Raw genomic sequence first — 22,845 nt, 5'->3', positions numbered from 1 at the left:
GCGCCCACCCGACCGATCGGACCGGCCCATGAGTGAGCGTCCTGCGACGCCTGCCCGCTTCCTCGTCGTCCTCGACGCGGACTCCACCCTCCTCCAGGACGAGGTGATTGAGCTCCTCGCGGTGCACGCCGGCTCCGAGGAGCGCGTCGCCGCCGTCACGGAGCGGGCGATGCGCGGCGAGCTCGACTTCGGCGAGAGCCTCCGCGAGCGGGTCGCCACTCTCGCCGGGGTCCCGGAGTCGGTGCTCCCCGGTGTGAGCTCGGGCGTCCGCGTCACGCCCGGCGCCGCCGAGCTCGTGGCCGGCGTCCACGCCGCCGGCGGCCGCGTCGGTGTGGTGTCCGGAGGGTTCCACGAGGTCCTCGACCCGGTCGCCGGTGCGCTCGGCCTCGACTTCGTCCGGGCCAACCGCCTCTGCTGCGGGGACGGCCTGCTGACCGGAGCGGTCGACGGGGAGGTCATCGACGCCGCGGCCAAGGCGGAGGCGCTCCGCGAGTGGGCGGCGGTCTCGGGCGTCCCGCCGCAGCGCACGATCGCCGTCGGCGACGGTGCGAACGACCTGGAGATGATGGCGGTCGCCTCCCTCGCGGTCGCCTTCAACGCCAAGCCCCTGGTGCGCGAGCGCGCCGACCTCGTCGTCGGCGGCCTCGACCTGTCGCAGCTGCTGCCTGTCCTCGGCCTCCGCGGCTGAGGCCCGCCTCCCCCGGCCTCAGGAAGGTCAGCGGCCCGCGATCGCGACGAGTCCGGCGCAGCCGAGCGCCAGCGCCCAGCTGACGAGCGAGCCCACCAGGAAGTACTCCGCCTTCTCGCCGCTGCCGCCGTCGCGGGAGATCTCGGGGAAGCGCACGATCCCCTTGGCCGCGAGCACGGCACCGGCGAGGCCGATCGCTCCGGCGAGCGTGAGGCCGGCGATCAGCAGCCGCTCCAGCGGTCCGATCGTGCGCCCGCCCTGGAGGTCCGGCAGGCGGGCGTCGGCCGGCTCCCGACGCGCGAACCGCTCGCTCCAGCGCGGACGCGGCGCGGGCTCGGCCTGCGGGAGCTCGCGGAACAGTGCCGCCCGCACGATCACGTTGCCGCTCTCCAGCAGGAAGAGCCCGGCTCCGACCGCCAGAGCGAGCTGCTCGATCGGAGGGAGCGTGCTCGCGACGATGGTCGGCGCGAGCGGCCCCGTCGGGATGCCGACGGCGCGGTCGACAGCGGTCAGCACCAGGACCGCCGCGACGAGGGCGACGGCCGGACGCAGACCCCCGGGCGGCCGCGCGTTCTCGACGGTCGTGGTCGTCAGCAGCCAGGCTCCGGCCAGGACGACGACGATCGCCGCACCGAGCGGCGGGGCTCCGGCGAGGAGCGCTGCGGTCACGGCTGCGGCGGCGAGCACGGGGATCGCGAGGAGGGCCGCACGGCGGCGGAGGTGCGTGCGCGCGAGGTCGCCGAGGCCGATCACGGCGAGCAGCAGCGCCGTCAGCACGTCTCCTCCAGCAGGCGCGCGCCGGCGAGGAGGGCGCCCGCTCCCGCGCGCCGCAGCGCCTGCGAGACGGCGGGCTGCGAGATCGACTCCTGCTCGCCCAGCTCCTTCTGCGACGCTCCGCGCAGGCTCCCCAGCACGAGTCGGCGATCGCGCGCGCTGAGCGCTCCGACCAGCGCGTCGCGGGAGAGGAGGTAGGCGTTGACGGCCGCCTCGCCGGAGTCCCCGGCGACGAACCATCCGCGGGCCGTGGGCACGGCACCGTCCTCGAGCGCGTGGGCGCGATCGATGGCCTCGCGCGCGCGCCACCAGCCGGACCCGTCCTCGAGGTCCCCGGCGATCCCCGACCCGACCACCCGCACCTCGCCCAGGCCGATGCCCGCGCGGCAGTCGACGCCGGCCGGGAGCGAGAGGCGCGCCTGCAGCGTCGCCCGGAGCGCGGCGTGGACGGAGGGGTAGATCGCCTGGAACTCGTCGCCGACCGTCGGGTGCAGGGGCTGGATCGCCGGGACCGCGGCCTCCACCTCGGCGAAGCCCCGCTCGATCTCGCGCTGAGCACCCGCGCGGTCGACGAGGGAGCGGGAGGTCACCAGATCCAGGAGCACGGCGACGACATCGGAGGAGGTCATCGCATAAGCCTAGAGCTTATATCCGTCGGATATAAGCCCAGGGCTTATCGGTCAGTGGCCCATCCCGAGGCCGCCGTCGACCGGGATCACGGCACCCGAGATGTACGCCGCCTCGTCGCCGGCCAGCCAGCGCGTGACCTTCGCGACCTCGGCAGCGGTGCCGTAGCGGGCGAGCGGGATGCTCTTCCGGTACTCCGCCTGCTGCTCCGGCGAGAGCTCCGCGGTCATGTCGGTCTCGATGAAGCCGGGAGCGACGACATTGGCGGTGATGTTGCGGGCGCCGAGCTCGCGGGTCAGCGAGCGGGCGAAGCCCACGAGGGCGGCCTTCGACGAGGAGTAGTTGATCTGGCCCGGCGACCCGTAGAGGCCGACCACGCTGGAGATGAGGACGACGCGGCCGAAGCGCTGCTTGAGCATCCCCTTCGATGCGCGCTTGACGACGCGGAACGCCCCGGTGAGGTTCGTGTCGACGACGGACGTGAAGTCCTCCTCCGTCATGCGCAGCAGCAGGGTGTCGCGGGTGATGCCCGCGTTCGCCACCAGGATCTCGACCGGGCCCAGCTCGGCCTCGACCTGCGTGAACGCGGCGTCGATGGAGGCGGCGTCGGTCACGTCCGCGACGACGGTGAGAGAGCCCTCCGGACCGGATCCCGAGCGCGCGGTCACGGCGACCCGGTGACCGGCGGCCACGAACTCCTGGGCGATGGCGAAGCCGATCCCCCGGTTGCCCCCGGTGACGAGGACGGTGCGCGGCGTGGTCATGGTGTCCCTCCTGCCGGCGCTCGTGCGGCGCCGGGCGACCCGTACATCCTAGAGGCGCGTCGCGCAACAGATTCCGGGATGAGGCCCTCCCGGCCTGCACCCGCTCGCCGCGACGTAGGCTTGCAGGGCTGTGAAACCACGCGAGACACTCACCTCCCTACCGCCGTCGCCGAGCGCCGAGCGGCGCTCCCGCGCGATCAAGTACTCGATCGCCATGGGCATCAGAATGCTCTGCGTCATCTGCCTGCTCTTCGCCCACGGCTGGTGGCTGCTGTTCTTCGCCATCGGCGCCGTGGTCCTGCCCTACTTCGCCGTCGTGCTGGCCAACGTCGGCAGTGCGGGCGAGCGCGGCAACGTCGAGCGGCCGGGTGCGATCGTCCTCTCCCGGCCGGTCCCGCCGCCCCCCGCCCCCGACTCCGAGGCGCCGACCGGCCCCGAGGGCGGCGACCCGCGGGGAGACCGGCCGTGATCCCGCTCGGCCGGGTCCCCGACGCGCACGCCTGCTCCCGAGCGGGCTGCCCGCGGACGGCGACATTCGCGATCGAGTGGCGGAACCCGAGGATCCACGCGGAGGACCGTCGGAAGACCTGGCTGGCCTGCGGCGAGCACCGGGAGTTCCTGCGCGAGTTCCTCCTCGCCCGCGACTTCCCGCTCGAGGTGAAGCCGCTCTACACGGTCGATCGCGGAGCGGAACGATGAGCGGCGACGCGCCCCGTCCCTCCTGGCGCTTCGTCTTCTCGCGACGCTGGTTCGGCTACCTCGCTCTCGCGATCGTCTTCGCCGTCGCCTGCGTGCTGCTCTCGCGCTGGCAGGTCGCGCGGCTCGACCAGGCCGCCTCGACCAACCGGCTGGTCACGGCGAACTGGACCGCCGACCCGGTGGCGCTCGACGGGCTGCTCCCCGCCGACTCCACGTGGGACGACGCCCTCGAGTACCGCCCGGTCGAGATCACCGGCGTCTACGAGACGCAGGGGCAGACCCTCGTCCGCAACCGGCCCTACAACGGCAACCCCGGCTTCGAGATCCTGACGCCGCTGCGGCTCGACGACGGCAGCGTGTTCGTCGTCGACCGCGGCTGGGTCCCCGTCGGCTCGACCCGGGACTCCCCCGACGCGATCCCCGCGCCGCCCGAGGGGGAGGTGACCGTCGTCGCCCGCCTGAAGCCCGCGGAGGGACGGATCGACGGACGCTCCGCACCGGCCGGACAGATCGCCACGATCCAGCTCGACGACCTGTCGGCGCAGCTGGACGAGCCCCTGCGGACCTCGGCGTACGGCCTGCTGGTCGCCGAGGCGCCGGCGCCGGTCGACGCTCCCCCGCTGGCCGCGATCAAGCCGGTCGCCGACGAGGGCCTGCACATCAGCTACGCCGTCCAGTGGGTGCTGTTCGCCGTCATGGGCTTCGGCGGGCTCGGCTGGGCGATCCGCCACGAGTACCGCATCCGCAACGCCGACGACCCCGAGGTCGTCGCGGCCGAGGAGCGGCGCGAGGAGCGCCGCCGACGCCGCGGCCGCAGCGACTCCGAGGTCGAGGACGAGCTGCTCGACGCCCGCTAGGCGAGCGTGATCAGGTCGAGGTAGTCGGCCGCCCAGTGGTCCTCGGTGCCCTCCGGCATGATCAGGACGCGCTCGGGGTTCAGCGCCTCGACGGCTCCCTCGTCGTGGCTGACCAGGACGACCGCGCCCTCGTAGTGCGCGAGCGCGTCGAGGATCTCCTCGCGGCTCGCGGGGTCGAGGTTGTTGGTGGGCTCGTCGAGCAGGAGCACGTTCGCGCCCGAGACCACGATCATCGCCAGGGCGAGACGGGTCTTCTCTCCGCCGGAGAGGACCCCGGCCGGCTTGTGCGAGTCGTCCCCGGTGAACAGGAACGAGCCCAGGACCCGGCGCGCCTCGGTCTCGGTGAGGTTCGGGCTGGAGGAGACCATGTTCTCGAGCACCGAGCGCTTGACGTCGATCGTCTCGTGCTCCTGCGCGTAGTAGCCGATCCGGAGGCCGTGCCCGGCCTCGATCACTCCGGTGTCGGGCTGGTCGACGCCGCCCAGGATGCGCAGGAGCGTCGTCTTGCCCGCTCCGTTGAGCCCCAGGATGACGACCTTGGAGCCGCGGTCGATCGCGAGGTCGACGGCGGTGAAGATCTCGAGCGAGCCGTAGCTCTTCGACAGGTTCTGAGCCTGCAGAGGGGTGCGACCGCAGGCGGACGGGGTCGGGAACCGGAGCTTCGCGACGCGGTCGACCGCGCGGACCTCCTCGAGCCCGCTGAGCATGCGCTCGGCACGCGCGACCATCTGGTGCGCCGCTGCGGCCTTCGAGGCCTTCGCGCCGAACTTGGCGGCCTGCAGCTGGAGGGCACCGGCCTTCTTCTCGACGTTGACCCGCTCCTTCTTGCGGCGCTCCTCGTCGGCGGCGCGCTGGCGCTGATAGTTCTTCCAGTTCATGTTGTAGACGTCGATGACCTGGCGGTTGGCGTCGAGGTAGAAGACGCGGTTCACGGTCTCGCCGACCAGCTCGATGTCGTGGCTGATCACGATGAAGCCGCCGCGGTAGTTCTTGAGGAACTCGCGGAGCCAGACGACGGAGTCGGCGTCGAGGTGGTTCGTCGGCTCGTCGAGGATGAGCGTGCTCGCGTCGGAGAAGAGGATGCGCGCGAGCTCGATGCGGCGCCGCTGGCCACCGGAGAGCGTCTTGAGCGGCTGGTCGAGGATCCGGTCGGGGAGGTTGAGGTTGCTCGCGATCGACGCGGCCTCCGCCTCAGCCGCGTATCCGCCCAGGGAGAGGAAGCGATCCGTGAGGTTGCCGTACTTCTTCATGCCGGCCTCGCTCACGGAGGTGTCGCTGCTCGACATCGCGACCGTCGCCTCCTGCATGCCGAGCACCAGCTGCCCCAGCCCGCGGGCGTCGAGGATGCGGGTGCGCGCGAGCTCCTCCGGGTCGCCGGAGCGCGGGTCCTGAGGGAGGTAGCCGATCTCGCCGCCGCGGTCGACCGTGCCCTTCGAGGCGATGAGGTCGCCCGCGAGGACCTTGGTCAGCGTCGTCTTCCCCGCCCCGTTGCGGCCGACGAGGCCGACCTTGTCGCCGTCGCCCACCCGGAAGGAGACGTTCTCCATCAGGAGTCGGGCGCCGACTCGGAGTTCGAGGTCGTGCACGCTGAGCACAGTGCTGTCCGTTCCCGCCAAGAAATGGCGTTCGGTTCGGGAGGAGTGGGGCAAGGGGCCGCGATGCGGCAGCCCCCTAGTATATTTCCTGAGCCGCGGGGCGGATCCACGTCCGCTCACCGCGGACGCGCTCGCTCCTCGCTCTCGGGCGACCAGGACTCTCGGAGATCACCCATGTCCCCTTCCTCTTCCGCCCTCCCGCGCCCGGTCCTCGCCGACCGGCTCGTCACCCGCTCCGTCGCGACCGACGCCCTGCTGGTGCTCGCGGGTGCGGGTCTCACCGCGGCGATGGCGCAGCTGTTCATCCCGATGTGGCCGGTCCCCTTCACGGGCCAGACCTTCGCGGTCCTCCTGGTCGGCACGACGCTCGGCGCACTCCGCGGCGCGCTCTCCATGCTCGTGTACGCGCTCGTCGGCGCTCTCGGCGCCCCGGTCTTCACCGAGGGCTCGCACGGCTGGGCGGTCCTCGCGGGTCCCACCGGCGGCTACATCGTCGGCTTCGTCCTCGCGTCGATCGTCACCGGGTGGCTCGCCCAGCGGCAGTGGGACCGTCGCGTCCTCGGCACGCTGGTGACCTTCCTCGCCGGCACCGCCACCATTTACCTCGTCGGCCTGCCCTGGCTGGCCGCCGCCCTCGCCTCGCTGGGGCTGCCAGCCGACCTCGGCTCCGTCCTCTCCGCGGGACTCGTGCCCTTCCTGGTCGGCGACGCGCTCAAGGCGCTGGTCGCCGCCGCGCTGCTCCCCACCACCTGGGCGATGCTCTCGCGACGCTCGCGCTGAGCGGTCGCACGGACGCCGAAGGGCCGGGAGGACGATTCCTCCCGGCCCTTCGGGCGTCCGGCAGAGGTCGAGCCGCCCGGTCCTCCTGCTCGACCTCGGTGGGCACCTCCACCGACTCGACCGGCGGGGACGACGACGGCCCCGGACTCCGGAGCCGTCCCGCCCGGCCGTTCCGACTCCACGACGGACTGCGACCGGCTGAAGACGACAGGAACGCCGAAGGGCCGGGAGGACGACTCCTCCCGGCCCTTCGGCGTCGGTGTGCAGCGGCTAGATCGAGAAGCCGAGTGCGCGCATCATGTCGCGCCCGTCCTCGGTGATCCGGTCGGGACCCCACGGCGGCATCCAGACCCAGTTGATCCGGAACGCCTCGACGATGCCGTCGAGCGACTCGGCGGTCTGCTCCTCGAGCACGTCGGTCAGCGGGCAGCCCGCCGAGGTGAGGGTCATGTGGATGACGAGGGCGTCGTTCTCGTCGTCCCAGCCCAGGTCGTAGATGAGTCCCAGGTCGACCACGTTGACCCCGAGCTCGGGGTCCATGACGTCCTTGAGGGCCTCCTCGACCTGGTCGAAGAGCTTCGGCTCGAGAGTGGTGACCGCCATGATCAGACCGTCGCCGAGGTCAGGAAGCGGTCGTAGCCCTCGTCCTCGAGCCGGGTGGCGAGCTCCTTGCCGCCCTGCTCGGCGACGCGGCCGGCGACGAAGACGTGGACGAAGTCGGGCTGGATGTAGCGGAGGATCCGCGTGTAGTGCGTGATCAGCAGCACGCCGAGACCGGTGCTCTGGTGGGCGCGGTTGACGCCCTCCGACACGATCTTGAGCGCGTCGACGTCGAGGCCGGAGTCGGTCTCGTCGAGGACGGCGAACTGCGGGGCGAGCAGCTCGAGCTGGAGGATCTCGTTGCGCTTCTTTTCGCCGCCCGAGAAGCCCTCGTTGACGTTGCGCGCCGCGAAGGACGAGTCCATGCGGAGGTTCGCCATCGCCGACTTGACGTCCTTCGTCCACGTGCGGATGGCGGGCGCCTCGCCGGCGATCGCGGTCTTGGCAGTGCGGAGGAAGTTGGTGTTGGTCACACCGGGGATCTCGACCGGGTACTGCATGGCGAGGAAGAGGCCCGCGCGGGCGCGCTCGTCGACGGACATGTCGAGGACCTCGACGCCGTCGAGGGTGATCGAGCCGCCGTCGACGTGGTACTTGGGGTGTCCCGCGATCGTGTACGCGAGGGTGGACTTGCCGGACCCGTTGGGGCCCATGATCGCGTGGATCTCACCCTGGTTGATGGTGAGATCGACACCGCGGAGGATCTGCTTGGTCCCCTGCTCGGTCTCGACACTGACGTGGAGATCGCTGATCTGGAGAACGGACATTCAGACTTCCTTCGTGACGGTCGGGTCGATGTAGACGTCGCCGTCGATGATCTCGACGACGAAGACGGGGACCGGCTCGTAGGCCGGGAGGTTCATGGGGGTGCCGGTGCGGAGGGAGAACTGGGAGCCGTGCGCCCAGCACTCGAGGCTGTCGCCCTCGACGAAGCCCTCGGAGAGCGAGATCTCGCCGTGCGTGCACGTGTCGCCGATGGCGTGGATCTCGCCGGCGGAGTCCTGCACGACCGCGATCGCGACTCCGTCGACCTCGACACGCATGGCCTGGTTGGGGATCAGCTCGGAGACCGAGCAGATCATCGCGGCGTTGCTCATGCGGTGACCGCCGCTCCGCGGGAGGAGCCGGTCTGGCCGGCGCTGCCGGCGAGCTCCGCCTCGATCGCGAGCTGCAGGCGGTCCTCGAGCTCGGCGACCTTGATCTGCTGCACGATCTCGCTGAGGAACCCGCGCACGACCAGGCGTCGCGCCTCGTCCTCGCGGATCCCGCGGGACTGCAGGTAGAAGAGCTGCTCGTCGTCGAAGCGGCCGGTCGCCGAGGCGTGCCCCGCTCCGGCGATGTCACCGGTCTCGATCTCGAGGTTCGGGATGGAGTCGGCGCGCGTGCCGTCCGAGAGGACGAGGTTGCGGTTCTGCTCGTAGCTGTCGGTGCCGGTGGCGCTGTTGCGGATCAGGACGTCGCCGATCCAGACGGTGCGCGCGCCCTCGCCCTGCAGCGCGCCCTTGTAGGTCACGCGGCTGCGGGTGTCGGGGGCGTCGTGGTCGACGTACACCTGCTGCTCGAGGTGCTGGCCGCCGTCGGCGAAGTACAGGCCGAAGAGTTCGCCGTCCGCTCCGCGCTCGACGAGGTGCGCCGAGGGGTTCACCCGGACGATGGAGCCGCCGAGGGTGACCACGATGTGCTTCACCTTCGCGTCGCGTCCGACCCGCACGAAGTGGTTGGCCAGGTGCCGGGCGTCATCCGCCCACTCCTGCACGGTGACGACGGTGAGCTGCGCGCCCTCGCCGACGAGGATCTCCACGTTCTCCGCGAGGGAGGCCTCCCCCTCGTTCTGCAGCACGACGACGGCGCGGGCGTAGGGCGCCGCCTCGATGATCGTGTGCGCGGCGCGGGGTGCGGAGCCGAGGCCCGAGCGGACGAGGGTGGCGACCTTCTCGTCCTCGCCCGTCACGCGGACGGCGAGGGCCTTCACGAAGCTCGACCAGGCGTTCGCGGCGGCGCGGTCCTCGGGGAGGCCGGCGGTGCCGATCCGCTGGTCGTCGCGGCCGACCCACGAGACGTCCACACCGTCCACCGCCGCGTGCTCGAGGGGGGCGGGCGAGCCGTCGAGCGCGCCGTCGATCAGATCGCCGAGGCGGGCGACGGGCGTCAGCTTCCAGGCGATCTCGCGGCCGGTGACGGCCTCGAAGGCCTCGACGTCGGCCGACGCGAAGCGCTCGGAGCGCGTCTGCACGGGCGTGAACGCCCCGTCGGAGTGGGCGCTGATGCCCAGGCGCTCAGCGGCGGCCGCGCCGTCGATCTCGGGGGTCGCGGCGCTCGTGGGGACCGTCATCTGGCGGTGGTTCCTTTCGATGGGTGCGGGGCGCCCCGTCCGGGCGCCCCTTCGAGGGGGGAGGCGGGCGTCAACCGACGCTGCCCTCCATCCCCATCTCGATGAGCTTGTTCAGCTCGAGGGCGTACTCCATGGGCAGCTCGCGCGCGATCGGCTCGATGAAGCCGCGGACGATCATGGCCATCGCCTCGTCCTCCGGCAGGCCGCGCGACATCAGGTAGAAGAGCTGCTCCTCGCTGACCTTCGACACCGTCGCCTCGTGGCCGAGCTGCACGTCGTCGACACGGATGTCGATCGCCGGGTAGGTGTCGGAGCGCGAGATGGTGTCGACCAGGAGGGCGTCGCAGCGCACGGTGTTCGCCGAGTGGTGCGCGTTCGCGTCCACCCGGACCTCGCCTCGGTATCCGGCGCGACCGCCGCCGCGGGCGATCGACTTCGAGACGATCGACGACTGCGTGTACGGCGCCATGTGGACCATCTTCGCGCCGGCGTCCTGGTGCTGGCCGGGGCCCGCGAACGCGACGGAGAGGGTCTCGCCCTTGGCGTGCTCGCCGACCAGGAAGATCGACGGGTACTTCATCGTGACCTTGGAGCCGATGTTGCCGTCGATCCACTCCATCGTCGCGCCCTCGTGCGCGATCGCGCGCTTGGTGACGAGGTTGTAGACGTTGTTCGACCAGTTCTGGATCGTCGTGTAGCGCACGCGGGCGTTCTTCTTCACGATGATCTCGACCACGGCCGAGTGCAGCGAGTCCGACTTGTAGATCGGAGCCGTGCAGCCCTCGATGTAGTGGACGTAGCTGTCCTCGTCCGCGATGATCAGGGTCCGCTCGAACTGGCCCATGTTCTCGGTGTTGATCCGGAAGTAGGCCTGCAGCGGGATGTCCACGTGGACGCCCTTGGGGACGTACACGAAGGAGCCGCCGGACCAGACCGCGGTGTTCAGCGCCGCGAACTTGTTGTCGCCCGCGGGGATGACGGTGCCGAAGTACTCCTCGAAGATCTCGGGGTGCTCGCGCAGCGCCGTGTCGGTGTCCATGAAGATGACGCCCTGCTCCTCCAGGTCCTCGCGGATCTGGTGGTAGACGACCTCGGACTCGTACTGGGCCGCGACGCCGCCGACGAGGCGCTGGCGCTCCGCCTCCGGGATGCCGAGCTTCTCGTACGTGTTCTTGATGTCGTCCGGGAGGTCGTCCCAGGTCTGCGCCTGCTTCTCGGTGGAGCGGACGAAGTACTTGATGTTGTCGAAGTCGATGTCCGACAGGTCGGCGCCCCACGTCGGCATGGGCTTGCGCTCGAAGAGCTTCAGGGCCTTCATGCGGCGGTCGCGCATCCAGGCGGGCTCGTTCTTGAGCGCGGAGATGTCGGAGACGACCTCGGGCGAGATGCCGCGTCGCGCGGAGGCTCCGGCGGAGTCCGAGTCGGACCAGCCGAACTCGTAGACGCCCAGGCTCTCGAGCTCGGGGCGGTCGATCAGGATGTCTGACATGTGTACCTCGTTTCCTACCCACTGCTAACCGGTCGGGTCCCGGAGTCATTCCCCCGGGGGTGGCCCGCGGGTGCTCTCCGGCCGGTCGCGCGATCGATCTGATGCGCGGAGCGGATGATGTGCGTCCCTGGATTCCGGAGGTGTGCGTCGGCGCTCCATCGGGCCGTGTGCGGATCACGTGCGCAGGGTGCGTCGAACCGTGACCAGCTTCTCATTCTACCGGCGTCCGCCGTTCAGCGGAACCTCCGCACCTGGGTGTCGGCCGGGCACCGGTGACGTGCCTCCAGACGCGCATGGCCATACCGGTGTCGGTGGTCCGTGATTCGGTTCCGCCATGACGAACGATGCATCGACCCCGATCCCCGCACGACTCGTGACCGCACTGGTGGGCGCCGGCCTGCCGACCGGACCCGCACGGGCGTTCGGCCCTCTCGCCCGCGCGATCGCGGCCGACCTCCCGCTGCGGGCGCTCCCCCGCGTGCTCCTGCGCCTCCGGCGGCACCTGCTCTCCGCCGAGCCGGAGCCCGCGGTCAGGCGGCGGGCTGGAGCTCCTGGGCGGCGTCCCGGCGCTGGGCGCGCACGGTGAACAGCCTCGGGTTGACGTCGAGCAGCACGCGGACCGCGCCGACCCAGATGAGCGCCGAGCCGAGCAGGTGCACCGCGACGAGCGTCTCGGGCAGCGCGGTGAGCGACTGCGCGACCCCGACCAGCGCCTGCAGCACGACGACCACGAGGAAGGCGACCACGCGCCGCCGGGCGAGCTCCGAGCCCGCCGCCCGCGACAGGCGCAGGAGCAGCGCGGCGCCCACGACGAGCACCGCCGTGCCGAGCACGCCGTGGACGACGGTCACGCTCTCCCAGTGGAACTGCATGCGGGGCACCTCCGCGGAGTCGCCGGCGTGCGGGCCGGTCCCCGTCACGAGGGTCCCCACGAGGATCACGAGGAGCGTCAGGCCGACGAGCCCGATGCTGAGCGCCCGCGTCGGGCGGTCAGGCTCGAAGGCCACGGACTGCGAGCGGTGGGCGCGGTGCCACGTCAGTGCGGTGGTGGTGAGGAGGGCGATGGCGAGAACGAAGTGCCCGGCCACGATGTACGGGTTGAGGCCCGAGTGGACGGTCGCGCCGCCCGCGAGGGCGTTCGCGACGACGAGCCAGAACTGCGACCAAGCGAGCCGGGTCATGGTGCGGTCGCGCGGCTTCTGCAGGCGCGCGGCCGTGATCGCCCAGCCCACCGCGACCACGAGGACGCCGGTGAACGCGCGGTTCGTGAACTCGATGAAGCCGTGGATCCCGAGCTCGGGGGTCGAGGTGAGCGAGCCCGGCTCGCACGCCGGCCAGGTGGGGCAGCCGAGGCCAGAGCCGGTCAGCCGGACGACGCCCCCGAAGAAGATGATCAGGATGCTCGCGACGAGCGCCGCGGTGGTCCCCCAGCGCAGTGCGCGCGGACCCAGGGTCACCCGCTCGGCGAGCAAGGAGAACGGCGTCACCATCAGAAGGGGAGCAGCGGGTCGATGCCGACGGCGAGGAAGAGCAGGGTGAGGTATCCGATGGACCCGTGGAACACCCGCATCGGCGAGACGTGCTCGTGACGGATCGCGAGGCTGTAGAGGCGGTGCGTCTCGGCGATGAACCAGACTCCGCTGCCGAGCGCGACCACCGTGTAGAGCACCCCCATTCCGGCGACGGGGATCAGCAGGAGCGAGCAGGCGACGGTGGCCCAGGCGTAGAGGATGACCTGGAGCCCGACGATCGTGCGTCCGCGCACGACGGCCAGCATCGGCACGCCGGCGGCCTGGTAGTCGTCCCGGTACTTCATCGACAGCGGCCAGTAGTGCGGCGGCGTCCAGAGGAAGATGACGGAGAAGAGGATGACGGGGGCCCAGTCGAGCGAGCCGGTGACCGCCGCCCAGCCGATCAGCACCGGCATGCAGCCCGCGATGCCGCCCCACACGATGTTCTGCGGCGTCCGGCGCTTGAGGAAGAGCGTGTAGAACACGACGTAGATCAGGATCGCGGCGAGCGAGAGGCCCGCGGAGAGCCAGTTGGCCGTGAGGCCGAGCCAGACGATCGACAGGACGCCGATCGTGGTCGCGAAGACGAGCGCGGACCGGTCCGAGATCTCCCCGGTCACGAGCGGCCGGTTCTTCGTCCGGTTCATGATCCGGTCGATGTCGCGGTCGAAGTAGCAGTTGAACGCGCCCGCGGACCCGGCGCTCAGCGCGCCGCCGATCAGGACGTTGAGGACCAGCAGCAGATTGGGGATCCCGCCCTGCGCCAGGATCATCGTCGGAGCGGTCACCACGAGGAGCAGCTCGATCACGCGCGGCTTCGTCAGAGCGACGAAGGCCTTCACCTTGCGCGAGAGGGTCGTCGGCGACGCCCCGTCCCGCTCGACGGCGGTGGTCTCCACGACTGCGTCCATTGCTCCTCTAACGATTCGATGATCCCGAACGAGTGTAATGCGCCCGTCCGGGAGCCGGGCCCGGCGTGCACGCTTGTCCAATCGGACGCAGACATATGCGACCACGCAACCCCCGGTCAGCGGCGCACCCCCCTCCGTATACTCGGGACTGCTCGCCAGAGCGCCCGGCACGCACCCGAGCCCGCCCGACGATCGTCGGCACGGGGCCGAGAGGGCCGTCGCCGGAGCATCGTGTCGAAGTCGTCATGCGGCGTGCTCCACCATGCGAGAGGGCGGACGGTCCCCGTCTGCCCCACGTCTCGAGAAGGGTCAGTACCAAGTGTCAGAACTGCAATGGGAATCCATTGACGAGAAGGCAGTCGACACGGCGAGGGTTCTCGCCGCGGATGCGGTCGAGAAGGTCGGCAACGGCCATCCCGGAACCGCCATGAGCCTCGCGCCCGCCGCCTACCTCCTGTTCCAGAAGGTCATGCGCCGCGATCCGTCCGACGCGACCTGGATCGGCCGCGACCGGTTCATCCTGTCGGTCGGCCACTCCTCGCTGACCCAGTACGTCCAGTTCTACCTGGGCGGCTACGGACTCGAGCTCGACGACCTCAAGGCGCTGCGCACCTGGGGCTCGAAGACCCCGGGCCACCCGGAGTACGGCCACACCGACGGCGTCGAGATCACCACCGGGCCGCTCGGCCAGGGCCTCGCCTCCGCCGTGGGCTTCGCCTACGCCTCGCGCTTCGAGCGCGAGCTGTTCGACCCGGAGGCCGCCGCGGGCACCTCCCCGTTCGACCACTTCGTCTACGTGATCGCCGGCGACGGCGACCTGCAGGAGGGCGTCACCAGCGAGGCCTCCTCGCTGGCCGGCCACCAGAAGCTCGGCAACCTGGTCGTCATCTACGACTCCAACCAGATCTCGATCGAGGACGACACCAACATCGCCTTCACCGAGGACGTCAAGGCGCGCTACGAGGCCTACGACTGGCAGGTCCAGGTCGTCGACTGGAAGAAGACCGGCGAGTACCACGAGGACGTCGCCGAGCTGCACGCCGCGATCGAGGCCGCGAAGGGCGAGACCGACAAGCCGTCGCTCATCATCCTGCGCACCATCATCGGCTGGCCGTCGCCGAAGAAGCAGAACACCGGCAAGATCCACGGCTCCGCCCTGGGCGCCGACGAGCTCCGCGGACTCAAGGAGGTGCTCGGCTTCGACCCCGAGAAGACCTTCGACGTCGCCGACGAGGTCATCGGGCACACCCGCAAGGCCGTCGAGCGCGGCCAGGCCCAGCACGCCGAGTGGGACGAGCAGCTCGCCGCCTGGGCGTCCGCGAACCCCGAGAAGAAGGAGCTGCTCGACCGGGTCCTCTCGGGCGAGCTGCCCGAGGGCGTCCAGGAGGCGCTCCCCGTCTTCGAGCCCGGCAAGGAGGTCTCGACCCGCGCCGCGTCCGGCAAGGTCATCAACGCCCTCGCCGGCGTGATCCCCGAGCTGTGGGGCGGCTCCGCCGACCTCGCCGAGTCGAACAACACGACGATCGAGGGAGCCGGCTCCTTCGTCCCGACGGAGTTCTCGACCCACGAGTGGACCGGGAAGAAGGGCGGCCGCGTGCTGCACTTCGGCATCCGCGAGCACGCCATGGGCGCGATCCTCAACGGGATCGTCCTGCACGGCAACACCCGTCCCTTCGGCGGCACCTTCCTGATCTTCTCCGACTACATGCGCCCGGCGGTCCGTCTCGCCGCGCTCATGAAGGCGCCGGCCATCTACGTCTGGACCCACGACTCCGTGGCGCTCGGCGAGGACGGCCCGACGCACCAGCCGGTCGAGCAGCTGTCGACCCTCCGCGCGATCCCGGGCCTGGACGTCGTCCGCCCCGGCGACGCGAACGAGGTCGCCTACGCCTGGAAGACCATCCTCGAGCGCCGCGAGGGCCCCGCCGGCCTCGCGCTCACCCGTCAGAACATCCCGGTGTTCGAGCGCGGCGAGGGCGACGCGGAGGGCGAGACCTTCGCCTCCGCCGCGAACGTCGCCCGCGGTGCCTACATCCTGGCCGAGGCGCCGGGCGGCACCCCGGACGTGATCTTCATCGCGACCGGCTCCGAGGTCCAGATCGCCGTCGAGGCGCGCGAGGCCCTGAGGAGCGAGGGCGTCAACGCCCGCGTCGTCTCGGCTCCGTCCCTCGAGTGGTTCGAGGAGCAGGACGCCGAGTACCGCGAGAAGGTCCTGCCCTCCTCGGTGAAGGCGCGCGTCTCGATCGAGGCCGGCCTGAGCCTGGGCTGGCAGAAGTACGTCGGCGACGCCGGCCGCTCCGTCTCGATCGAGCACTTCGGCGCCTCGGCCGACTACAAGACCCTGTTCCGCGAGTTCGGGATCACCACCGAGGCGGCACTGTCCGCCGCCAAGGAGTCGCTCGCAGCCTCCTGACCCGAAGGCCGCGTCCACCACGGACGCGGCCTTCGCCGTCGGAGCAGCGGCTCCCCTTCACACCACGCACCACCTACGCAGAAGAAGAAGAGACATGACCGAGAACACCCCCACCGCAGAGCTCTCCGCCGCCGGCGTCAGCATCTGGCTCGACGACCTCTCCCGCTCGCGCATCTCCACCGGAGGGCTGCAGAAGCTCATCGAGGAGAAGAACGTCGTCGGAGTCACCACGAACCCCACGATCTTCGCCGCGGCCCTGACCAACGGCGAGTCCTACGACGCCCAGGTGCGCGAGCTCGCCTCCGCCGGCACCTCGGTGACCGACGCCGTCTTCGAGATCACCACCGACGACGTCGCCGCGGCGTCCGACATCTTCCGCCCGATCTACGACGCGACGAACGGCTACGACGGCCGCGTGTCGATCGAGGTCGAGCCCGGCCTGGCGCACGACGCCCAGGGCACCATCGAGCAGGCCAAGGCCCTCTGGGCCAAGGTCGACCGCCCCAACGCGATGATCAAGATCCCCGCGACCGTCGAGGGCCTCGAGGCCATCACGGAGGTCATCGGCTCCGGCATCTCGGTGAACGTCACCCTGATCTTCTCGCTCGCCCGCTACCGCGCCGTCATCAACGCGTACCTGGCCGGCCTCGAGAAGGCCAAGGACGCCGGCATCGACCTGTCGACCATCCACTCCGTCGCCTCGTTCTTCGTCTCGCGCGTAGACACCGAGATCGACAAGCGCCTCGAGGCCGTCGGCACCGACGAGGCCCGCGCCCTCAAGAGCAAGTCCGGCGTCGCCAACGCGCAGCTGGCCTACGAGGTCTTCGTCGAGGCGTTCGCCACCGAGCGCGCCCTGCTGCTCCAGGAGTCCGGCGCCAACCGCCAGCGCCCCCTCTGGGCCTCGACCGGCGTCAAGTCGACCGACCTCCCCGACACCCTCTACGTGACTGAGCTCGTCGCGGCCGGCGTGGTCAACACGATGCCCGAGAAGACCCTCGAGGCGACCTTCGACCACGGCGTCATCACCGGCGACACCGTCACGGGCTCGTACGCCGACGCGAACGCCGTCCTCGACGCCGTCGCGGCGCAGGGCGTCTCGTACGCCGACGTCACCGAGCTGCTCGAGAAGGAGGGCGTGGAGAAGTTCATCGTCTCCTGGAACGAGCTGCTCGACACCGTCACCGCGGCGCTCGAGGGCGCGAAGGCGCAGGCCTGATCATGGCCATCCAGATCCACGTCAGCGGAGACGCCGAGAAGGCCGTCGACCGCGTCGTCCCGGAGCTCGTCGCCGACGAGGTCGCCTCCGGCATCACCGCCCAGGTCCCCACCCTGTGGGGCGCCGCGGCGGAGGAGGAGGCGGCCAAGCGCCTCGGGTGGACCGAGTCGACCACCGTCTCCCGCCCCCTGATCCCCCAGATCCTCGCCCTGCGCGAGGAGTTCCAGGCCAAGGGCGTCGACCACATCGTCCTCGGCGGCATGGGCGGCTCCTCGCTCGCGCCCGAGGTCATCACCCGCACCGCCGGCGTCGAGCTCACCGTGCTCGACTCGACGGCGCCCGGCCAGGTGCTCGCGGCCCTGAACGACCGGCTCGCGTCGACCGCGGTCGTCATCTCCTCGAAGTCCGGCTCGACCGTCGAGACCGCGAGCCAGAAGAAGGCCTACGAGAAGGCGTTCACGGAGGCGGGCATCGATCCGCTCGACCGCATCGTCATCGTGACCGACCCGGGCTCGCCCCTGGACACCTCCTCCCGCGAGGCCGGCTACCGCGTGTTCAACGCCGACCCGAACATCGGCGGGCGCTTCTCGGCGCTCTCCGCGTTCGGCCTCGTGCCGTCCGGGCTCGCCGGCGCCGACATCGAGGCCCTCCTCGACGAGGCGGCCGAGGCCTCCCTCGGGCTCGCCGTGGACTCCCCCGAGAACCCGGGCCTGATCCTCGGAGCGGCGATCGCCGCGACCAGCCCGCGCCGCGACAAGCTCGCGATCGTCGCCGACGGGACCGACATCGTCGGCTTCGCCGACTGGGCGGAGCAGCTCATCGCCGAGTCCACCGGCAAGGACGGCACGGGCATCCTCCCCGTCGTCCTCGGCACGCTGGCCCCCGAGCTCTCGGAGGACCTGCCCGACGTGCAGGTCGTCCGCCTGGTCGAGGACGCCACGGCGCTGCACCTGTTCCCGCGCGACCGCCACGAGGGCGAGATCCTCCTCTCCGGCTCGCTCGGCGCTCAGATGCTGACGTGGGAGTACGCCGTCGCCGTCGCGGGTCGCCTCCTGGGCATCAACCCGTTCGACCAGCCCGACGTCGAGTCGGCGAAGGTCGCGACCCGGGCCCTGCTCGAGAAGCGCCCCGAGCCCGAGGCGCCCGCGTTCACCGACGCGGGCATCGAGGTCACCGGCAGCAGCAGCGTCACCGAGGGCGTCTCGACCGTCGCCGCCGCTGTCGACCGCCTCCTCGCGCAGCTGGGCGACGGCGGCTACGTCTCGATCCAGGCGTACGTCGACCGCCTCGCGCTCCCGCAGCTCGAGGGCGTGCGCGACCTCCTCGCCGCGCAGGCCCAGCGCCCCGTCACCTTCGGGTGGGGCCCGCGCTTCCTGCACTCGACCGGGCAGTACCACAAGGGCGGGGCGCCGACCGGCGTGTTCCTCCAGATCACCGAGCGCTCCGACGTGGACCTCGAGATCCCGGACAGCCCGTTCACCTTCGGCCAGCTCATCCTGGCGCAGGCCGCCGGCGACGCGAGCGTGCTCGCCGAGCACGGCCGGCCGGTGCTGACCCTCACGCTGACCGACCCCGAGGCCGACCTCGAGGCGCTCTTCGAGGCCCTCAACACCTGATCCGACGGGCACGCCGCCGCTGCGCTCTCGAGCGCGCGGCGGCGTGCCCGCGGTCGTCCCGCGACCACTTCCCGGGGCAGCAGCCGGGCCCGCCCGCTCCTCCCCCTCCCTCACCGATAGCAGTGCGCCGGTCCCACCGGCACACAGAAGGACACTGCACATGTCTGTGGACATCACCCCCGAGTTCAACCCGCTGAGGTTGAGCTTCGACCGCCGGTTGAACCGGATCGCCGGGCCCAGCGGCCTCGTCATCTTCGGCGTGACCGGCGACCTCTCCCGCAAGAAGCTCATGCCCGCGGTCTACGATCTCGCCAACCGCGGCCTCCTGCCTCCCGGCTTCGCCCTCGTCGGATTCGCCCGGCGCGACTGGGACGACCAGGACTTCGAGCAGGTCGTCCACGACTCCGTGAAGAAGCACGCCCGCACCGAGTTCCACGAGGAGGTCTGGGCGCAGCTCGCGCAGGGCATCCGGTTCGTGCAGGGCGAGTTCGACGACCCCGAGGCGTTCGCCCGCCTGAAGACGACCGTCGACGACCTCGACCGCGAGCGCGGCACGAACGGCAACTTCGCCTTCTACCTCTCGATCCCCCCGAAGTCCTTCCCGCAGGTCACCGAGCAGCTGCGCAGCTCCGGCCTCGCCGAGCAGAAGGACGGCCAGTGGCGCCGCGTCGTCATCGAGAAGCCGTTCGGCAGCGACCTGAAGACGGCTCGCGAGCTGAACGACGTCGTCGAGTCGGTCTTCCCGCCCGACTCCGTCTTCCGGATCGACCACTACCTCGGCAAGGAGACGGTCCAGAACATCCTGGCCCTCCGCTTCGCCAACATGATGTACGAGCCGCTCTGGAACTCGAACTACGTCGACCACGTGCAGATCACCATGGCCGAGGACATCGGCGTGGGCGGGCGCGCGGGCTACTACGACGGCATCGGAGCGGCGCGCGACGTCATCCAGAACCACCTGCTGCAGCTGCTCGCCCTGACCGCCATGGAGGAGCCGATCTCGTTCGACGCGGCCGACCTCCGTGCGGAGAAGGAGAAGGTCCTCGCGGCCGTCCGCCTCCCCGCCGACCTCTCCACTTCTACCGCCCGCGGACAGTACGCCGGCGGCTGGCAGGGCGGCGAGAAGGTGCTCGGCTTCCTCGAGGAGGACGGCATGAGCCCCACCTCGACCACCGAGACCTATGCCGCCATGCGCCTGGACATCGGCACCCGACGCTGGGCCGGCGTGCCGTTCTACCTGCGGGCCGGCAAGCGCCTCGGCCGCCGCGTCACCGAGATCGCGGTCGTGTTCAAGCGGGCACCGAAGCAGCTCTTCGCCGAGAGCCAGACCACGTCGCTGGGCCAGAACGCGCTCGTCATCCGGGTCCAGCCCGACGAGGGCGTCACCATGCGATTCGGCTCGAAGGTGCCCGGCGCCGGCATGCAGGTGCGCGACGTGACGATGGACTTCGGCTACGGCCACGCGTTCACCGAGGCGAGCCCCGAGGCGTACGAGCGCCTCATCCTCGACGTCCTCCTGGGCGAGCCGCCGCTCTTCCCCCGGCACGAGGAGGTCGAGCTGTCCTGGAAGATCCTCGACCCGATCGAGGAGTTCTGGGCCACGCAGGGCCAGCCCGAGCAGTACCGCCCCGGAACATGGGGCCCCGATTCCGCCGACGAGCTCCTCGCCCGCGACGGCCGCACCTGGAGGCGTCCATGATCGTCGATCTGCCCGACACCACGACGAGCGAGGTCTCGAAGACCCTCGTCAAGATCCGCGAGGAGGGCGGCGCCGTCGCCCTCGGCCGCGTCCTCACCCTCATCATCGCGACCTCCCGGGGTCACGAGGAGGAGGCCATCGAGGCCGCGAACGACGCGTCCCGCGAGCACCCGATGCGCGTCATCGTGGTCTCGAAGGACGACGGCACCACCACGGTCCCGGTCGACGCGACGGCGCGGGTCGACGCGCAGATCCGGGTCGGAGGCGACGCCGGCGCGAGCGAGGTCGTCGTGCTCCGTCCCTACGGAGACGCGGCCGAGGACGAGGAGAGCCTGGTCACGGGCCTGCTCCTCCCCGACGCCCCCGTCGTGGCTTGGTGGCCGAACAGCGCTCCGGACAACGCCTCCGCGTCCCCGATCGGCCGGATCGCCACTCGGCGGATCACCGACGCGTCGGCCCAGTCGAACCCGGCGGAAGCGCTGCACCACCTCGCGTCCACCTACGCCCCCGGCGACACCGACTTCGCCTGGACCCGCCTCACCCTCTGGCGCGCGCAGCTCGCCGCCGTGCTCGACCAGCCGCCCTACGAGCCGATCACGGCCGTCGAGGTCTCGGGCGCGCCCGACTCCCCCTCCACGATCCTGCTCGCCGCCTGGCTGCAGCTCGAGCTCGACATCCCCGTCGACCACGAGCTCACGATCAGCGCGACCGGGTCCAGCGGGATCCACGGCGTCCGGCTCATCCGCGACTCCGGAGTGATCGAGCTCGAGCGCTCGGTGCCCAACGTCGCGACGCTCACGCAGCCCGATCAGCCGGTCCACGACATCTCGCTCCCCCGCCGCAGCCTCCGGGACTGCCTGGCGGAGGAGCTGCGCCGGCTCGACCCGGATGACCTGTACGGTGAAGTGATCTCGCGCGGGGTCGACATGCTCACTGAGAAGGCCGAGGCCCGCAGCGCCTCCTGAGGTGTGGGCGCCCGTCCAGGGCGCCCGCACCTCAGAGCTTCCCGACACGGAGCCGAACCCCGCCGATCGGCACCCGAACCCGAAGGAGTCCCCTGAGATGACCACCGAACGCCGCGTGCTGGTCCACCGCGACAAGCAGACCCTCGCCGGCTCGGTCGCCGCCCGGTTCCTCACCAAGACGATCGACGTCCTCGACGACCTGGGTTCGGCGAACGTCGTGCTCACCGGAGGGACGATGGGAGCCGCCACGCTCAAGGAGATCGGCTCCTCCTCCGCCGCCGGCAACGTGGACTGGTCGCGCGTGCACTTCTGGTGGGGCGACGAGCGCTGGGTGCCCCGCGGCCACGAGGACCGCAACGACGTCCAGGCCGGGGACCTCTTCAGCGTCCTCGATGTGCCGGCGGCGAACGTGCACTCCTACCCGGCCTCGGACGAGGGCCTGGACCTCGACGGCGCCGCCGCTGCCTACGACGCGGAGCTGCGCGAGCACGCCTCCGAGGGGCGCGACTACCCGCGCTTCGACATCACCTTCCTCGGCGTCGGGCCGGACGGGCACATCGCGTCGCTGTTCCCCGAGCGCTCCGCGATCCGCTCCACGACGCCCGGCGTCCTCGCCGTCCGCAACTCTCCGAAGCCGCCGCCCGAGCGCCTCACCCTCACGCTGCCGCTGATCAACCAGTCGGACCGCATCTGGATGGTGCTCGCCGGCGCCGACAAGGCCTCGGCCCTGGGCCTCGCGCTCGCGGGTGCCAGCACGAACGAGGTGCCCGCGTCGGGCGCGTTCGGTCGCAAGCGCACGGTGTTCTTTGTCGACCAGGAGGCTGCGGCCGAGGTCCCCGAGTCGCTCATCGCTCCGAGCTACTGAGGCCGGTCCGGAAACGACGGAAGGCCCGTCCCCTGAGGGGGCGGGCCTTCCGTCGTTCGTCGTGCGGTGAGGATCAGGACGGGGTCGCGGTGCCTCGTCGGGCGCGCAGCTGCTGCAGCGCCTCCTCGAGGAGCTGAGCCGCCTCGGCCTCGGTGCGGCGCTCCTTCACGTAGGCGAGGTGCGTCTTGTAGGGCTCGGTCTTCGCGACCTGGGGCGGGTTCGCCCGGTCGCGGCCCGCGGGGAGACCGGACTGCGGGGAGTCGATCACCTCGGGTATCTCGTCCTCGGGGAGGGCCGCCGAGAAGTGGCGCACCGTCTCATTGCCGAGAGCGTCCCAGTAGGAGACCGCGACGCGCTCCGCGTGGAAGCCCCGGTCCTGCTCGCCCATGGGTCCTGCGCCGACGCGCGAACCGCGGATTGCACTGCCGCCTGATGCCATTGCGA

The 22,845-nt window shown here is 71.1% G+C and carries 23 protein-coding genes; 11 read left to right on the top strand and 12 right to left on the bottom strand.

Going from position 1 to position 22,845, the window contains the following annotated elements:
• The first annotated feature begins 28 nt into the window (after positions 1-28).
• Positions 29-688 (top strand): phosphoserine phosphatase SerB, encoded by a 660-nt coding sequence (gene serB / locus C5C56_RS01285; RefSeq protein ID WP_104287903.1) that lies wholly within the window; start codon positions 29-31, stop codon positions 686-688.
• Between the two features lie 27 nt (positions 689-715).
• On the opposite strand, the gene C5C56_RS01280 is transcribed toward serB, so the two are convergent.
• The 3 genes from C5C56_RS01280 to C5C56_RS01270 are packed head-to-tail and all read right to left on the bottom strand — an operon-like array spanning position 716 to position 2,853.
• Positions 716-1,465 (bottom strand): hypothetical protein, encoded by a 750-nt coding sequence (locus C5C56_RS01280; RefSeq protein ID WP_104287904.1) that lies wholly within the window; start codon positions 1,463-1,465, stop codon positions 716-718.
• Positions 1,459-2,091, bottom strand: a complete 633-nt coding sequence (locus C5C56_RS01275; protein ID WP_104287905.1) for a SatD family protein — start codon at positions 2,089-2,091, stop codon at positions 1,459-1,461. The genes C5C56_RS01280 and C5C56_RS01275 overlap by 7 nt, the downstream gene beginning before the upstream one ends.
• 51 nt (positions 2,092-2,142) lie before the next feature.
• Complete coding sequence (locus C5C56_RS01270) at positions 2,143-2,853, bottom strand: beta-ketoacyl-ACP reductase (RefSeq protein ID WP_104225284.1); 711 nt, start codon at positions 2,851-2,853, stop codon at positions 2,143-2,145.
• Between the two features lie 196 nt (positions 2,854-3,049).
• Between C5C56_RS01270 and C5C56_RS01265 the strand changes: the two genes are divergently transcribed.
• Genes C5C56_RS01265 through C5C56_RS01255 form a run of 3 tightly spaced genes read left to right on the top strand, consistent with a single transcriptional unit; the run spans position 3,050 to position 4,409 of the window.
• Positions 3,050-3,322 (top strand): DUF3099 domain-containing protein, encoded by a 273-nt coding sequence (locus tag C5C56_RS01265; RefSeq protein WP_374954267.1) that lies wholly within the window; start codon positions 3,050-3,052, stop codon positions 3,320-3,322.
• Entirely contained in the window at positions 3,319-3,552 is a 234-nt protein-coding gene (locus C5C56_RS01260; RefSeq protein WP_104221947.1) for a hypothetical protein, read from the top strand. Before C5C56_RS01265 ends, C5C56_RS01260 begins: the two co-directional genes overlap by 4 nt.
• Positions 3,549-4,409 (top strand): SURF1 family protein, encoded by an 861-nt coding sequence (locus tag C5C56_RS01255; RefSeq protein WP_104318994.1) that lies wholly within the window; start codon positions 3,549-3,551, stop codon positions 4,407-4,409. Before C5C56_RS01260 ends, C5C56_RS01255 begins: the two co-directional genes overlap by 4 nt.
• On the opposite strand, the gene C5C56_RS01250 is transcribed toward C5C56_RS01255, so the two are convergent.
• Positions 4,406-6,004, bottom strand: coding sequence for an ABC-F family ATP-binding cassette domain-containing protein (locus tag C5C56_RS01250; protein ID WP_104221943.1), 1,599 nt, complete (start codon positions 6,002-6,004; stop codon positions 4,406-4,408). The genes C5C56_RS01255 and C5C56_RS01250 overlap by 4 nt on opposite strands.
• 174 nt (positions 6,005-6,178) lie before the next feature.
• Here C5C56_RS01250 and C5C56_RS01245 point away from each other — a divergent pair, with 174 nt between their 5' ends.
• Entirely contained in the window at positions 6,179-6,784 is a 606-nt protein-coding gene (locus C5C56_RS01245) for a biotin transporter BioY (RefSeq protein ID WP_104232632.1), read from the top strand.
• A 270-nt stretch (positions 6,785-7,054) separates the two neighbouring features.
• Here the strand turns inward: C5C56_RS01245 and C5C56_RS01240 are convergent, their stop codons facing one another.
• From C5C56_RS01240 to C5C56_RS01210, 7 genes are all read right to left on the bottom strand, one after another.
• Entirely contained in the window at positions 7,055-7,387 is a 333-nt protein-coding gene (locus C5C56_RS01240) for a metal-sulfur cluster assembly factor (protein WP_104221939.1), read from the bottom strand.
• 2 nt (positions 7,388-7,389) lie between these two features.
• On the bottom strand, positions 7,390-8,151 hold the full coding sequence (gene sufC, locus C5C56_RS01235) for a Fe-S cluster assembly ATPase SufC (RefSeq protein ID WP_104221937.1): 762 nt from the start codon (positions 8,149-8,151) through the stop codon (positions 7,390-7,392).
• A complete protein-coding gene (locus tag C5C56_RS01230; RefSeq protein WP_104318993.1) occupies positions 8,152-8,481 on the bottom strand; it encodes a non-heme iron oxygenase ferredoxin subunit in 330 nt (109 codons plus the stop codon).
• Positions 8,478-9,716 (bottom strand): Fe-S cluster assembly protein SufD, encoded by a 1,239-nt coding sequence (gene sufD, locus C5C56_RS01225; protein ID WP_104318992.1) that lies wholly within the window; start codon positions 9,714-9,716, stop codon positions 8,478-8,480. The genes C5C56_RS01230 and sufD overlap by 4 nt, the downstream gene beginning before the upstream one ends.
• Positions 9,717-9,786: 70 nt before the next feature.
• On the bottom strand, positions 9,787-11,205 hold the full coding sequence (gene sufB / locus C5C56_RS01220; RefSeq protein ID WP_104221933.1) for a Fe-S cluster assembly protein SufB: 1,419 nt from the start codon (positions 11,203-11,205) through the stop codon (positions 9,787-9,789).
• Between the two features lie 530 nt (positions 11,206-11,735).
• On the bottom strand, positions 11,736-12,695 hold the full coding sequence (locus tag C5C56_RS01215; RefSeq protein ID WP_104246804.1) for a heme A synthase: 960 nt from the start codon (positions 12,693-12,695) through the stop codon (positions 11,736-11,738).
• Positions 12,695-13,627 carry a heme o synthase gene (locus C5C56_RS01210; protein WP_104232635.1) on the bottom strand — a complete coding sequence of 311 codons (933 nt, stop codon included), beginning with the start codon at positions 13,625-13,627 and terminating at the stop codon, positions 12,695-12,697. Before C5C56_RS01210 ends, C5C56_RS01215 begins: the two co-directional genes overlap by 1 nt.
• 319 nt (positions 13,628-13,946) lie before the next feature.
• Here C5C56_RS01210 and tkt point away from each other — a divergent pair, with 319 nt between their 5' ends.
• From tkt to pgl, 6 genes are all read left to right on the top strand, one after another.
• Positions 13,947-16,040, top strand: coding sequence for a transketolase (gene tkt / locus C5C56_RS01205; RefSeq protein ID WP_104318991.1), 2,094 nt, complete (start codon positions 13,947-13,949; stop codon positions 16,038-16,040).
• A gap of 94 nt (positions 16,041-16,134) precedes the next feature.
• Positions 16,135-17,256 (top strand): transaldolase, encoded by a 1,122-nt coding sequence (tal, locus tag C5C56_RS01200; RefSeq protein WP_104221924.1) that lies wholly within the window; start codon positions 16,135-16,137, stop codon positions 17,254-17,256.
• Between the two features lie 2 nt (positions 17,257-17,258).
• Entirely contained in the window at positions 17,259-18,872 is a 1,614-nt protein-coding gene (locus tag C5C56_RS01195; protein WP_104221922.1) for a glucose-6-phosphate isomerase, read from the top strand.
• A 160-nt stretch (positions 18,873-19,032) separates the two neighbouring features.
• The gene (zwf, locus tag C5C56_RS01190; RefSeq protein ID WP_104225293.1) at positions 19,033-20,571 is read left to right on the top strand and encodes a glucose-6-phosphate dehydrogenase; all 1,539 of its coding nucleotides are present in this window, start codon (positions 19,033-19,035) and stop codon (positions 20,569-20,571) included.
• Positions 20,568-21,536 (top strand): glucose-6-phosphate dehydrogenase assembly protein OpcA, encoded by a 969-nt coding sequence (locus tag C5C56_RS01185; protein ID WP_104232638.1) that lies wholly within the window; start codon positions 20,568-20,570, stop codon positions 21,534-21,536. Before zwf ends, C5C56_RS01185 begins: the two co-directional genes overlap by 4 nt.
• A gap of 97 nt (positions 21,537-21,633) precedes the next feature.
• A complete protein-coding gene (pgl, locus tag C5C56_RS01180) occupies positions 21,634-22,401 on the top strand; it encodes a 6-phosphogluconolactonase (protein ID WP_104221917.1) in 768 nt (255 codons plus the stop codon).
• A 73-nt stretch (positions 22,402-22,474) separates the two neighbouring features.
• On the opposite strand, the gene C5C56_RS01175 is transcribed toward pgl, so the two are convergent.
• Positions 22,475-22,840, bottom strand: coding sequence for an RNA polymerase-binding protein RbpA (locus C5C56_RS01175; RefSeq protein ID WP_055791968.1), 366 nt, complete (start codon positions 22,838-22,840; stop codon positions 22,475-22,477).
• Between the last annotated feature and the right edge of the window lie 5 nt (positions 22,841-22,845).

Source organism: Rathayibacter sp. AY1D1 (assembly GCF_002932635.1).
Lineage (GTDB): Bacteria > Actinomycetota > Actinomycetes > Actinomycetales > Microbacteriaceae > Rathayibacter.
This window is presented reverse-complemented; position numbering and strand designations above follow the sequence as displayed.